The sequence below is a fragment of the Pseudanabaena sp. FACHB-2040 genome (assembly GCF_014696715.1).
Taxonomy (GTDB): domain Bacteria; phylum Cyanobacteriota; class Cyanobacteriia; order Phormidesmidales; family Phormidesmidaceae; genus JACVSF01.
This window is the reverse complement of the sequence record NZ_JACJQO010000015.1, coordinates 43,965-57,100: the sequence shown is the minus strand read 5'-3', so window position 1 is coordinate 57,100 and position 13,136 is coordinate 43,965. Positions and strand designations below refer to the sequence as shown.

The 13,136-nt window shown below is 53.1% G+C and carries 11 protein-coding genes; 3 read left to right on the top strand and 8 right to left on the bottom strand.

The genetic code is table 11. From position 1 onward, the window contains the following. Positions 1–94 precede the first annotated feature (94 nt). On the top strand, positions 95–2,095 hold the full coding sequence (locus H6G13_RS17630; protein ID WP_190485148.1) for a cation:proton antiporter: 2,001 nt from the start codon (positions 95–97) through the stop codon (positions 2,093–2,095). Positions 2,096–2,273: 178 nt separating this feature from the next. Here H6G13_RS17630 and H6G13_RS17625 read toward each other — a convergent pair whose 3' ends face one another. From H6G13_RS17625 to H6G13_RS28770, 3 genes are all read right to left on the bottom strand, one after another. Beyond that, positions 2,274–3,614 (bottom strand): HlyD family type I secretion periplasmic adaptor subunit, encoded by a 1,341-nt coding sequence (locus H6G13_RS17625; protein WP_190485146.1) that lies wholly within the window; start codon positions 3,612–3,614, stop codon positions 2,274–2,276. 203 nt (positions 3,615–3,817) lie between these two features. Then, positions 3,818–4,741, bottom strand: a complete 924-nt coding sequence (locus tag H6G13_RS28775; RefSeq protein WP_242028394.1) for a hypothetical protein — start codon at positions 4,739–4,741, stop codon at positions 3,818–3,820. 320 nt (positions 4,742–5,061) lie between these two features. Beyond that, positions 5,062–5,484 (bottom strand): hypothetical protein, encoded by a 423-nt coding sequence (locus H6G13_RS28770; protein ID WP_242028393.1) that lies wholly within the window; start codon positions 5,482–5,484, stop codon positions 5,062–5,064. Between the two features lie 745 nt (positions 5,485–6,229). Between H6G13_RS28770 and H6G13_RS28765 the strand changes: the two genes are divergently transcribed. Continuing rightward, positions 6,230–6,403, top strand: coding sequence for a hypothetical protein (locus H6G13_RS28765; RefSeq protein ID WP_242028392.1), 174 nt, complete (start codon positions 6,230–6,232; stop codon positions 6,401–6,403). A gap of 39 nt (positions 6,404–6,442) precedes the next feature. Further along, the gene (locus H6G13_RS29205; protein ID WP_277882528.1) at positions 6,443–6,571 is read left to right on the top strand and encodes a hypothetical protein; all 129 of its coding nucleotides are present in this window, start codon (positions 6,443–6,445) and stop codon (positions 6,569–6,571) included. A 258-nt stretch (positions 6,572–6,829) separates the two neighbouring features. Here H6G13_RS29205 and H6G13_RS17615 read toward each other — a convergent pair whose 3' ends face one another. From H6G13_RS17615 to H6G13_RS17595, 5 genes are all read right to left on the bottom strand, one after another. Then, positions 6,830–9,385 (bottom strand): peptidase domain-containing ABC transporter, encoded by a 2,556-nt coding sequence (locus H6G13_RS17615; RefSeq protein WP_190485142.1) that lies wholly within the window; start codon positions 9,383–9,385, stop codon positions 6,830–6,832. Next, on the bottom strand, positions 9,370–10,143 hold the full coding sequence (locus tag H6G13_RS17610) for a peptidylprolyl isomerase (RefSeq protein WP_190485141.1): 774 nt from the start codon (positions 10,141–10,143) through the stop codon (positions 9,370–9,372). Before H6G13_RS17610 ends, H6G13_RS17615 begins: the two co-directional genes overlap by 16 nt. 664 nt (positions 10,144–10,807) lie before the next feature. Beyond that, positions 10,808–11,584, bottom strand: coding sequence for a class D beta-lactamase (gene blaOXA / locus H6G13_RS17605; protein WP_347277501.1), 777 nt, complete (start codon positions 11,582–11,584; stop codon positions 10,808–10,810). Between the two features lie 237 nt (positions 11,585–11,821). Next, on the bottom strand, positions 11,822–12,304 hold the full coding sequence (locus tag H6G13_RS17600) for an anthrone oxygenase family protein (protein WP_190485140.1): 483 nt from the start codon (positions 12,302–12,304) through the stop codon (positions 11,822–11,824). 92 nt (positions 12,305–12,396) lie between these two features. Continuing rightward, positions 12,397–13,029, bottom strand: coding sequence for an FMN-dependent NADH-azoreductase (locus H6G13_RS17595; RefSeq protein WP_190485139.1), 633 nt, complete (start codon positions 13,027–13,029; stop codon positions 12,397–12,399). Between the last annotated feature and the right edge of the window lie 107 nt (positions 13,030–13,136).

The following is a 13,136-nucleotide window of genomic DNA, read 5'->3' as shown; positions in this document are numbered from 1 at the left end:
TACCGATCTATTGGAGCGGCTCGTACAGCAACATCCGGATCTAACTGTAATTAATTGCACCTGATACAAAAAATATTTCTGGCAGAAGACCTAGATGGCTGGAGAGCTGACGCTGATTGTAGAAATGGTAACGGTGCTGGGAGCCGCTGCCACCGGAGGGTTCTTAGCCAGTCGCCTGGGTCAACCTGTGCTGCTCGGTTACCTTTTAGGTGGAATGCTGATTGGCCCAGCTGGATTCAGTTTCATCACCCTGGAAGGAGATATTGAGGTTCTCGCAAACATTGGAGTAGCGCTGCTGCTGTTTGCTTTAGGGATTGAGTTCTCCCTCAAAGACTTGTTGCGAATACGGACAATCGCGTTAGGAGGAGGGACGCTCCAGATTCTGCTCACCATCGTTTTAGGCGGCGGATTGGCCTACCTGACTGGATGGGTTGAAACGATCCCCAAAGCGGTTTTCCTAGGAGCGGTGCTTTCCCTATCTTCTACAGCCGTTGTGTTGAAGAGTCTAATCGAGCGCAATGAGGTGCAAACCAACCACGGCCAGATCATGCTAGCTATCTTGGTTGCGCAGGATCTGGGCGTAGGCCTCATGCTGGCCATCCTTCCTGCGCTCACCCAACCCAGCAGTGTGATCGGGATGGCCTTACTGATGGCGTTGCTCAAAGCTGCGCTCTTTCTGGGCGGAGCTATCCTGGTCGGGAAGTGGATCATTCCTCTAGTAGTGCGATCGCTGGCCCGCAGCGGTTCCCAGGAGTTATTTTTATTGGGGATTCTGGTTCTCTGCTTAGGAATTGCCCTCCTCACCTCTGCACTGGGTTTGGGGATCGAAATGGGCGCGTTTGTTGCTGGATTAATGATTTCTAATGTGGAGTATGCCGATCACGCTTTAGATCGGATGCTTCCCATGCGGGATGTGTTTGCGACACTATTTTTTGCATCTATTGGCATTCTGATCGATCCCGCCTTTTTGCTGGCCAATAGTTGGGTCTTAATCGGGTTAGTTGCCGTCACAATGATTGGCAAAGCAGTGATTGCGACAGGAGTCGTGAAACTGTTTGGTTATTCCCTCAAAACAGCGTTGACCGTCGGCACGGGGATTAACCAAATCGGGGAGTTTTCCTTTGTGTTGGCGGGCGTGGCACAACAACAAGGTCTTTTCTCGTCCCGCCTGTATGGGCTGATAGTAGGAACCACAGTAGCGACACTTTTGATTACGCCGTTTCTGCTGAAGGCCACGCCCTATATGCTGACTTGGCTAGAACAGATCTCCTGGTTCAACAATCTTCTCCAGTTGAACCACTCCCCACGCCTCCTTGGGCTGGAGGAAGAACTAGCCGATCATGTAGTCGTTGCAGGATACGGCAGAGTTGGGCAAACCCTGGTGCGAATGCTGTATTTTCAGGGCTATAAAATTTTGGTGATTGACAACAATGAGGCAGTGCTGCAGTCCCTTCGAGAACGAAAAATTCCCTACCTGATTGGTGATGCGTCTAGCGGGCTAGTTTTAGAAAAAGCACGTCTAGCCCAAGCAAAAGCTATGGCGATCGCTCTGCCTGACCCGATGGCAACCCGTCTCACCTTGAACCGGGCGTTGAATTTTTCCCCAGACCTAGATATCACTGTGCGGGCGCATGGCAATGAAGAGATTGATACTCTTTACCAGCTCGGAGCCCAGGAAGTAGTACAGCCGGAGTTTGAAGCCTCTTTAGAAATGGGGGCACACCTGCTGTTGAAACTGGGAGATTCGACATTTGAAGTGCACCAGGTAGTCAATCGCTACCGCAACAGGCGATATCGAGACATTCTGCCAGAGCGGGCAGAATACTGGGGCGCGACTGATTTAGAGGCTGCTATTGAGGGACTGCTACGACGCTGGTACGGTCTACCGCTAGATTCACCTTTGGTAGGGGTAAATCTTGCTCAGGCAAACATACGCCGTTCGACTGGAGCTACCATCATGGCAATTGAACGCCACAAACACCTGCACCGCTATCCAACGGGAGAAATGACGTTAGCAGCGGGAGATCGCCTTCTAGTGGTAGGCAGTCTAGAAGCACATACCACATTTGAAAAACTGTTGAAGCCAGAACAATAAAGGTATGGAATACGGCACTCTGTTGACTGACTGATTTGAATTCCTAGCCTCCATCTATTTTGACTTTCGAAAAGGGCTTATACCAATTCTCTAAATAGTGGCTACTCGTCCACTCTCTCATCCATCCATCTACTCTCCCACCCCCTATCTACAGCGCTTTTTTTGGAACTGGTACTAGTCAGCGGAGTGAGAAGGCTCTATCCCAATGCTCAATGATAGGGTCTAGAAGAAATGACAGGATAGTCTTTTGCCGAGTGACAATTTCGGCAGTAGCTGCCATACCGGGAGTAATCGGTACCTCTTGCTCCTGGATGGTCATAAAGGTTTGATCGATCTTGATGCGGGCCGGGTAGACCAGTCCCAGTTCTTGTTCTTGAATTGAGTTGGGGCTGATACTCTCGACCGTGCCCTGGAGCAGGCCGAATTCCTGGTAGGGAAAGGTTTCTAGCTTGACTTTGACAGGCATCCCTGGCTCAATAAAGCCGATGTCGCGGTTGAGCACTTTGGCTTCGAGCACCAGAGGGGCCCCTTCTGGCAAGATGGACATTAACTCCTCGCCTGATTGGACAGTGGCTCCTGCTTCGACGACTTTGACGTTGTAGACAATGCCATCTACAGAAGCAGTGAGGGTATCCCGGTTGCGCTGCTCCTCGGCCTGGGCAAGTTGGCCTTTGAGGCTTTCCAGTTCCTTGCCCTGCTGCTCAATTTGAGTAAGGATTTCGTTTTGGCGATCGGCTACCAGGCGATTGGCTTCGGTTTTGGCAGCTTCGTAGGCCTGCTGAGCCTGATAGATGGTCTGCTCTTGAGCGGTAATTTGGTTTTGTAGAGAGACCACTTCATTTTGGGCATCTAAATAGTCGAATCGGGGCACTGCACCCATGACCAGCAGTTTGCTCAAGCCGTCTGCCTTGGTGGTGGCAACGCCCAAAGTAGCTTTGAATCGTTCGAGGTCGGCCTGGGCTGCTTTGACTGCGCCCAGTTGCCGATTGGTCTCCGCCAGAGCCATTTCGCGGCGAGCTTCAAACTCCCGCAGGCGTGAAGTGAGCAGCTGATCTTGCAGGGGGTTTCCAGAGCGAGTGTTGCCTGTGCGTTCGGCTCCCAGACGAGCCAGGTTCGTTTCTGTTAGCTCAGCTTGCTGCTTAAGTCGCTGAAACTCTGCTTCTGAAATAGTGGGGTCAAACTGAACTAGAGGGTCGCCAGCGTTGACTTGTTGACCTTCCTCAACTGTAATCTCCTGGATTAGTCCGCCAGAGAGTGCTTTGATCGGCTGAATGCGAGTTGAGGGAATGACCTCTCCCTGAGCCGTGGCAACCTCATCGACTTTGCTCAGGGCTGCCCAGGCAATGGCACCTCCCATCAACACACATAGCCCCCCTGCAAGAATGCGGGAGTATTTCGGCGGAGCCCGACGAATGGCTTTAGCTAGATCTGCATTGAGGTAGTCTTGAGCGTTTGCAAATTCATGCTGATTGCGCCGCAATTGAACGGCTTCTGAAGCAATCTTCGTGGGAACTTTCATGCGAATTTATTCCAAGTAAAGAAGCGCCATTTGAGGGTTATGCAAGGTTGCCTGTCGATCTTGGAACAAAGCTTTATTGCCACTAAAGGGTGCATAGCCATTGCCGCATCTTGCATGATAAGGCTGTTAGAAAGCTTACTTAAGCTTTAATTCTGTCAAGTTAGCTTTGTCTCAAGATTTTAATCAGGGCTATACTTTATATCTCATTTTTTCAAATCGTCAGTGTAGGCTTCGATTCTTTGCCATCCCTTCCCAAAATAATTTCGAAGCTGCTGAAGAGTAGGTGGAGTTCCCCCCAACCGGGCTACAAAATCTTTCATTTTCCCTGATTTTTTGTTGGTTAATGGCGGGCTGTTAGGATCATTCACCAATGCTCTCATCACTCCATCTCTGCGGGCAATTAAGTAATCAATAGGTAAGGGTTGTTTGGGAGGCAATTTTTCTGTTACAGATGTCCCTGCTTTTCCATCAGCACGAGTATAATTTCCTGTAACTCTTTGTCGTGCTTCCCTGAGGTGATACTCGTACCAGACATCTTCTGCTCCATGATTTGCGTTTTTATTGCCTTGTACTGCAAGGATTTCTACATCGACATGATCTTTCATTCCAACTCCATCAAATTTCCCTTTACCTTGGTAGATATGATGGCTGCTCAATCTTCTTTCCAAAATCTGTTCCAAATCTCCTTTTCCTCGTGTTCTGCCGACATATCTTATCTCTCTAGTATCTTTGTCTCTAAATGCATAAGTTAAAAACTTTTCGCTTTTTCCAGCAATTTTAGAGGGTCGAGAAGTTTGGGTATTTCTGCTTCCTATTCCTCTACTGTTAGTTACACTCTGGTTGACTGAAGGACTAGAAGCCGACCCGCTTCTCGCTCTAGTTAAAGGCGCTGTTCTCCCGCCTGAGATTGAAGTTTCAATTGCTCTTCCCCTTGAACTATTGCCTTCAAAGCTACCTGGAAGGTTATTTCCACGAGTGGTAGAACTACCCCCTCTAGGCCGTCGTCCTCTGCCAGATAGGGAGAGTGCAAACTCGGCTCCGGTTGATAAACGCTGAGCCCACTCACTTCGTGGTTCTGCACTGGATGCTACTAACACCTCCTGTAAGGGTTGGCTTGCAGCTTCCATAGTCAGATCTTGAACGTTTAGAATTCTAGAATTATTTTCAGGGGTTCTGACAGTGGACCGCTGCGGGCGGTGCTGGCCGGGTCTGCCTGTAGAAGCGGGTCTACGGCTTATGGCAGGGGCAGCGGGGCGACGCAGATTGGCTCTGCCTTGAGACACTCTAGGCTGAGGTCTGGTAGATCTTAAGTCAGCACGATGCTGGGGTTGGCTGGCTCTGAGGGAAGGGCTTTGGGGCGTTCTGCGGGGATTGGCTCTGGCCTGAAGGGTTCTTGCTGGCCGTCTAGATGGGCTAAGGACAGGTCGCCGAGGCTGAGTGCTCCGCCCTAAGGGACTTTGAGGGACTCTGGCTTGGGTGGTTCTGGCCTGGGTAGTTCTTGTAGGTCGTCTAACGGGGCTAGGAGTAGGCTGCCGCTGAGGCGTTCTGCGGGGAGATGGAGCAGCAGTGGTGGTGCTGCCCCTTCCTGTGGTGCCTCCGGGTCGTCGCCTTTGAGGGACTGCCCCAGATCCTGTTGGACGGGGAGGAGGAGGGGGTGTAGGTCTTCTGGTCGGAACACCTCTGCCGCTACCCCCTGGTGTAGGTCTTCGAGGGGACGGGGTGGCAGCTCTGCCACCTCTAGCAGTTCTGGCCCCTCCGGAGGCAGCTCTGCCTCCGCTAGCAGCAGCTCTGACCCCCCTAACACCAAGCCTGACGGCGGCAGCAGCATCGCCGATGCCTGGCACTGCAGCAGCAGCGGAGAGACCTGCATTGACGTAATCGCCTTCAGCTGCATACCAGCCAGCATTGGCTAAGTCAGCCGCGGCCCCAACAACGGGGATAAATCCAGCAGCATCTAGAACTCCGTGCCCAATTGAGCGCAAACTAGGCATTTTCCAATTGGGTCGTTCGGTTGCGATGGCCCCAAAGGGTTGGTCTTTAGCCATCGCCTCTCCTCTGCTTTGCCAAGCCGGTGTTAACGCGAAGCTTTGCTCTGCCAGCAACCGGTCTGCGGGTGAAGTTGCTGCTGCAGAGTGAAGAGCGCCTTTGCGGTTAGCTAAACCCAAGCCAGTGTTAGGATTCCATCCAGGCGTCTGCAAGTCGATGGCTGTGGCTTCTAGAGTTTGAACGACCTGCCTTGAAGTGAGATTAGGGTTAACTTCCCAAATTTCAGCGATGGTCTTCGTCATCTCTGCTGCAGATAGAGAAGTTCCAGTGCCATTACCTTTTTCGCTTGAGATCAAGAAGTCCAGACCTTTACCAAAGCTGGAGTAAGCTGCCCGGTTATTGCCCTCAGCCGCGCCTACCACAATCAAGTTGTCGGACAGCTGAGACGCCTGCCCCAAGGCTGACATGGCACTGCCCTCATTGCCTGCTGAAGCCACAACTAAAACGCCATTTTTCTGAGCGTGGGCCAGAGCCGCCTTTTCCGGAGCGGTTAGCTCGTAGCGAGTAGTAGCGCTGCCATCAGGGTTCTTCTGGGCCAAATCAAAGCTCAGGTTAACGACTGCCTTGGTTTGACCTGTGGCTTTGGCCGTATCGACAAACTGGGTCAGGGAATTTGCCCAAGTGCCGCGTCCTACATCATCGGCCAGCAAAATGGTGGCATTCGGGCTGCCGCTTTGAATGGTTTGCAGGATTTTGTGACCATGCTGACCGGGGGCAAAGGCGGTGTCGATAATGCCAACTAACGGCCCCTGGCTTTGCTCTATAGAGCCGACAGTTGTCTCATGTCCATTGCCGAACCGTTGCTGCAATCCCTGAATGCCTTGCCTGAGCCAGCCTGGAGCACGATTCTGCAGGCTTTGGGCCAGTGTGGGCTGGGCAGGGTTTGTCGCGGCGGCAAAGGCATTTTCTAATCGCACCACCCGAGGGTTAGTCAAGGGATTTTCTGTAGGCAGGGCTGATGTTAGGCGATTGTTTCCAACACTCTGATGCTGCTGGGTTTGAAACTGAGGAGCTAAGCCACCAGACTGGGCACTTCGCAGCGATTCTGCAGCAGATGATTGGAGATGGGTATTGGCAGATTGGGCAAAGTTCTTTGGTTGAGACATGATTCAGACTCCTGTTAGAACTAGGTTGTCTAAGGTTTGGCAGTCGTGGAGCGTTAAGACTGGTTACACGTCGTCAGATTCTTGCTGCTGCTGATAGAGCACTGCATACACACCCTTAGCGGCCAGCAGCTCCTCGTGGCGGCCTTGCTCAACCAGCACGCCTTTTTCCAGCACGAGAATTTTGTCTGCTGAGCGCAGCATTGAGTAGCGATGGGTCAAAATCAGTGCTGTGCGGCCTTTGGCGAAACGCTGCAGGTTCCTCAATACCTGCCGTTCGGTGTGGGCATCGAGGGCGCTGGTGGCTTCATCGAGAACCAGGATGGGCGCATCGGAGAGGAACATGCGGGCTAGCGCAACCCGCTGGCGCTGTCCGCCCGATAGCCCTGTGCCGCGTTCGCCGATGGGGGTTTCGTACCCGTTGGGCAGCTCCATGATGAAGTCGTGTGCGATCGCATTTCGTGCCGCCGCGATCACCCGTTCGAGCGAAACCTCAGGTTTGCCAAAGGTAATGTTTTCAAACACGGTGCCGTTGAACAAAAAGTCATCCTGTAAGACCACACCGATCTGCTGGCGTAGGGATGAGAGATTGGCTCCCTTCACATCCATGCCATCGACCAGCACTCGGCCCGATTTGGTCTGATACAGCCGCTGCACGAGCTTAGAGAGGGTGCTCTTACCAGATCCGCTGCGGCCTACTACGCCGACAAACATGCCGGGTTCAATATCAAAAGAAATGCCGCGCAGCACCGGCTCTTCAGCAGTCGGGTATTGGAAGCTTACCTTCTCAAAGGTGATCTGCCCCTGCAGCGGCGGCAGCACCAGCCCGGCCTCGGCGGTTCCCTCAGGAGTTGTATTGAGAATCATGCCGATGCGGCTGACCGAGAGGGCGACTCGCTGAAAGTCTTCCCACAGCTGCGCCAGCCGCAAAATAGGACCAATGGCTTGTCCTGAGAGCATCTGAAACGCGACTAAGCTGCCAATTGTGAACTGCTGATCGATCACCAGCTTGGCCCCAAAAAAGAGAATCAGGATTTCCGATAGATGGGTGAGAAATTGGGCCACGTGACCGTCAACATTGGCCAAGGTATCGGCCCGAAAACTGGTATTGACATAGCGGGCAAACAAGCCCTCCCAACGATCGCGGGTAGGCCGTTGCGCTGTATGCGCCTTGACTGCGTGAATGCCAGTAATTGTCTCTAGTAGAAACGACTGGCTGTCAGCTCGACGATTAAACGACTCGTTCAGCCACTCCCGCAGCAGTGGCGTAGCTCCCACAATTAGCAGGATAAAGAGAGGCACGACAGCTAGACTCACCAGCGTCAGCTTAGGGCTGTAGCCAATCATGACCGCGATGTAGATGAAGGTGAACAGAGCATCGAGCACCACGGTTAGGCTGGTGCCGGTGAGGAATTGCCGAATGTTCTCCAGCTCCTGCACGTTGGCTACTGTATCGCCTGTGCGTTGAGATTCGAAGTAGGCTAACGGCAGCTGTACCAGATGCCGAAACAGCTGGGAAGACAAGCTCAAGTCCAGACGGCGGGCAGTATGGCTAAAGAGAAACATCCGCAGGATGCCTAGTACTGCTTCAAACACGCCGATTCCGAGCAGACCTACCACCATCACCTGCAGGCTAGAGAGGCTGCTTTGGGGAATGGCCTTGTCGATGATCACCTGGGTAAGCAGAGGTGTAGTCAGGCCCAGCAGCTCAATTACTAGAGAGGCTAGCAGCACCTCGCCCAGCAGCTTGCGGTAGCGCCAAACAGCTGGCACAAACCACATCAGATTGAACTTCTCAGCCTTGGGCAACGACTGCACCAGCCACAGATGGCCGTCCCAGGCCGCTTCTACCACCCCTCGCGGCAAACTCTCGCAGGTTTTTCGGAGGTTGGTGGGGTCGGCTACCACTAGCCGGTCTCGCTCCACGGCATAGACCAGCACCCAGTGCTGCTGACGCCAGTGCAGTAGGGCTGGCAGGGGCAACTCTTTCAGCGACTCCCAGGAGGCCAGCACCGCCTGGACATGTAGCCCAATTTTCTCAGCCGCATTGGCTACATCGGCAGGCGCTTCACTGTGTAAATGGGCCTGGACCTGTTTCGGCGAAATGGCAGATCCCAGATGCTCGGTTAGCATCGCCAGGCAGGCCGCCCCGCTATTGAGGTGAAAGAGGTAGGGGTAGCCAGCGACTGGATGGGGTAGCTTGGGGTCGAAGGGCTGGTAGCGCCAGCGTACCGATTCCCAAAACTGCCGCAGTTCGGCGGAGGCCACATCGTACCAATCTAGCGATGGCCAAAACACGACTAGGACATCTTGATTGGCTGCAACAGCATCCCAGTGACCGGCCAGCTCCAGCAAATCGCCAAACCAATCGCCTGGCTTTAGCAGCACCTTTTTGCCCGGCTCTAGAAGGGACTTGCCTTTCTGCGGCACCAGTCGCACCTTGCCCCGCAGGATGAGAAACTGCATGCCGGGGTTGCGCGTGGACCACAGTACTTCGCCCGTTTTGTGGTGGCCGAACTGGGCTGTCTGCTTAAAATAAACCTGCTGAGAGCTGCTGAGCTCAGCCAAGGGCAGTTCATCCCATGGCAGGTTCTGGGTATGAACTTCTAGAGATACCACCATTGCGTCACCTCCAGCTTGACGGTCATGGCATCGGTGCGCTCTTTCAACCATTGCTGAAACAGTTCGCTTTGAAGCTGGATCTCAGTTTCGCCTTCCAGGGCAGCCGGCAAAACGGCTTCCAACCGGAACAGGCACCAGCTATCCTCGATTGGCAACGGCCCCACGACCTCACCCGGATACACGGCGTCTAGCTCGGTTCTCAGGTCTTCTGAAAGGCTCTCTCGGGCGACAGGGGGAATCTTGCCGCCGCTGTAACGGTTGTCTGCTAAGGAGTATTGCTGGGCTATCTGCTCAAAGGCAACGTTTTCCTGGGTGATTTGCTCGTGCAGTTCTTTGGCCAGATGTTCCTCCTGCACCACAATGCAGGAGAGCTCAACCTGATCAAGTTGCTGTTTGCGTTTGATGAAATATTCCTGCAGCTGGGGTTGGCAAATATGGTGCAGTAGTTGTTCCAGGGTCAACTGCTCTAGCAAGGTATCAGCCAGCGTTGCGTCATCAAGGGCGTTTTGCTGCAGCCAAGCGTCGAAGACCTCATCATCGTTAAGATTGCGGCTTTGGCGAAATTCCTGCAGAAGCTGTTCAGCGGCCTCATCTGGGGGAGCAAGTTCTGGGTGAGACTGGATCTCTTTTGCGATCGCATGTTGGCCCAAAATTTCCTCGATAAAGGTCTCAAGCTGGCCAGCGTTTTGAAGATACTCACATACCTGTTCTGGGCTAATTGCTTCATCATCGATGAACATGAATGGGGGCTTAGACACAAGGCTGCTCCTATAGTCGATATTGGCTCCAGGCAAAACGGGTTGATTTGTCGTTTGGAGCGTCAGCGTGATTTGTAGTTGAAGAATTTTGCCGGTGGTGAAAGGAAAGGCTCAACGAGTCGCTAGCAACCGATTTCAGAAGTAGAAACGCAGTAATCTCAAAATGGCTCCAAGCCTACTGAGGCTTCTAACCGCTACTCACACCAGAAAAACGCTAAATATGCATCTCTTTACATAGCTTTACAATGGCGGTTCGTCCAGTCATTCCTATTGCTGGCGGGCTCGAACTTATACAGCGATCTGGTTATTAGGAATCTGGGCACCAAAATAGGTAAGCCACCATCAACAAGCAGCTTGTAGTACACAAGGCAATACAGTTAAGCAGCGACTTGAATAAGTGCTAAGGGATCAGCAGTAGTTAATAGTGAGAAGCAGCTTAAAGTCATTTAGGCCTCTCTTTCGCAGGGCAATCCCAGTCGCAGGGGAGGCTACCCTCGATTTCACCGTGCGGCTTCAGGGGATGGCAGCGAGGGAAACAGCCGCTTGCGGAATCTCGCCAAAAAAAGTGGAGTAACCAAACCCACTAAAATGGGCCTCACGTCACCGCTGATGAAACGAATGTCAGCATCGGCGATGGTGAGCAACTGTGGGGAGAGGGCTGAGGCTACAAAAGGTTCAGGGTTTCAAAGCAGCGACGAGTCAGATCCAGCCTGGCTGCGCCGTCAGCGTCATCGCGAATGTCGATATTGGTGGCAAACAGATAAACGTCTTCCCCCCGTTCTAGATAGCCGACATACCACCCAATTTGGGTTTGATCAGGCTCCCCATAGCCCGCCCAGCCTGTCTTAGCGCGCAGGGTGTAGGCGGGGGTGCGCTCTACGATCATGACGTCTTTTACCGTGGCCATAGTCTCTTCGGAAAAGGGGAGTTCGTCGTTATATAGGCGTTGTAAAAACTCAATCTGCTGCTGGGGCGTAATTCGCAGATCGCCCTCTAGCCAGAAGCTGTCGATCTCATCGGGGCTGCCGATGGTTTGGTTGCCATAGCCCGCCTGACTAACCCACTGCTGCATGCGCTCGTGGCCAATGCGCCGAGCCAGTACCTGATAGAACCAGACCGCAGATAGGTTAAACGCCCTCCGCAGGTTTAGGTCCTGATTCCAGGCGGGGATTGTACGCGCTGTTCCATCCCAGGTCAGAACCGCAACATCATTTGCAATCACTCCGGTTTCGAGGGCAATGAGCGCATTGAGGATTTTGAAAGTAGAGGCGGGAAGAAAGAGTTGGAGATTGCGATCGCGGTTGTGCTGGTAGGTCACATCTTGGTTTACATCATGGATGATAATTGCTCCCTCGACCCCTAACGCTTGAAAATGCTGAGCAAATTGAGCCTCTACAGACTCTGTTTGCTGGGCAACTTGGGGGGCAGTCGGTTCCATGATGGGCCGGGCAACAGCAGGCAGTACAGGCAGAATCACCAAGCCGCTAACCGCTAACCCGCAAAACCATTGATAGGCACAATCCACAGCATCAATCTCCTGAGAGGGTAAATTTCGTGGCGTTGCTGATTCTGGGGATGAGACAACGCTTAGAAGGCTTAAGCCCTCGTTCGGGGGTGAGTAAAATCATCTCACGATTCAGCAACGCCTAGCTGAGTAAGGATGGGCAGTGCCCTACGACTAGAGTGCGATGGTAAATAATGCTGCTGCTGCTAGGGCTGCCGCTGTGCGAACGTGGTTCCACAGCGTCCAATTGCTTAGGTATCTGGCCCAAAGGGTTGTACCCTCAATGCTGTTTGGGTTAACGGCTGCTAGAGCGTCATTGAGCGGTACGTTAAAGACGATAGTGACGAGAATTGTGCCGAGCAGGTAGAGCAGGCTGCCAAGTAACAAATACATCGTGCTGGGTTGGCTTCCCCTGATCAAAGAGACAGCGACCAACACTAGGCAGGCTGCTGCTGTGCCAAACAGCGCGCCCATAAACCAGGGATTGATCACTGTAATATTGATTGACTGCATGGCGGCAATGCCCTGAGCAGGGGGCTGTTGGCTTAGGGCCTTCATCACAAAGGTGGAAAAGGCGAAAAAGGCCCCAGCAACCAGCCCGCAGCCCAAGGCGGTGCCTAGTTTGAGACAGAAAAACAGGTCGTTATAGAGTGTCATTTGGGTCGCAGTATAGCGTTCAACGGCGCTGAGAATGGCTCTCCAATCGTTCTGGAGGACGTGTCAGCGCCCGGATGCTGAGTGCAGCCCCCTTACGCGGCGACCAGTTGAGCCACCTGGGCACGGGCCGCCGCTATGGACGCGGCCAAACTAGCGCTGCTGTGCTCATCGTTTTCCACATGAATGAAGGTGATATCGGTAATGCCAATAAACCCAAAGGCTACTCTCAGGTACGGATCTTGATGATTCATGTGGCCGTAACGCTCGCCGGGTTCAAAACCTGAGCCGCCCCGCGCCGTGATCACGAACATTTTCTTATCTTGCAGCAGGGGTTTGTAGGGGTTTTCCGCATCCTCTGGATCAAGAGCAAAGGTGCGACCGATGCGCACAATTTGGTCAATGTACGCCTTAAAGGTGCTGGGTACGCTGAAGTTATACATAGGTACCCCAACGACTAAAACATCTGCAGACAGGAGTTCATCCACCAGACAATCGCTTATACGAATCGCCTCCCACAGCTCTAGAGAGCGCTCCTCGGGTGGGGTGTAAGCAGCAATAATCCAGGGCTCATCTACATGGGGGACAGGCTGGTGACCCACATCGCGGTAGGTGACGGTGTCGGTGGGGTGGGTTTGCTTCCAGGCTTCAACAAATTCTCGGGTCATGCGGCGAGAGTGCGATCGCTCGCCACGCGGACTAGAATCAATGTGCAGCAGGTGTGCCATACAGCCTCCAAGCGAGTACGTGTTTAGCTTAGAAACCCTCACTCACTGGTCGCTATTTGATTCTTGGGATGCTGTCAAAATCTTGCGGCGAATTTACACTCACTCGG

What these genes read in the sequence shown, in the direction of transcription:
- H6G13_RS17630 (WP_190485148.1), top strand. Translation starts at nt 95, where the DNA reads ATGGCTGGAGAGCTGACGCTGATTGTAGAAATGGTAACGGTGCTGGGA.
- H6G13_RS17625 (WP_190485146.1), bottom strand. Translation starts at nt 3,614, where the DNA reads ATGAAAGTTCCCACGAAGATTGCTTCAGAAGCCGTTCAATTGCGGCGC.
- H6G13_RS28775 (WP_242028394.1), bottom strand. Translation starts at nt 4,741, where the DNA reads ATGGAAGCTGCAAGCCAACCCTTACAGGAGGTGTTAGTAGCATCCAGT.
- H6G13_RS28770 (WP_242028393.1), bottom strand. Translation starts at nt 5,484, where the DNA reads ATGCAGGTCTCTCCGCTGCTGCTGCAGTGCCAGGCATCGGCGATGCTG.
- H6G13_RS29205 (WP_277882528.1), top strand. Translation starts at nt 6,443, where the DNA reads ATGTCCATTGCCGAACCGTTGCTGCAATCCCTGAATGCCTTGCCTGAG.
- H6G13_RS17615 (WP_190485142.1), bottom strand. Translation starts at nt 9,385, where the DNA reads ATGGTGGTATCTCTAGAAGTTCATACCCAGAACCTGCCATGGGATGAA.
- H6G13_RS17600 (WP_190485140.1), bottom strand. Translation starts at nt 12,304, where the DNA reads ATGACACTCTATAACGACCTGTTTTTCTGTCTCAAACTAGGCACCGCC.
- H6G13_RS17595 (WP_190485139.1), bottom strand. Translation starts at nt 13,029, where the DNA reads ATGGCACACCTGCTGCACATTGATTCTAGTCCGCGTGGCGAGCGATCG.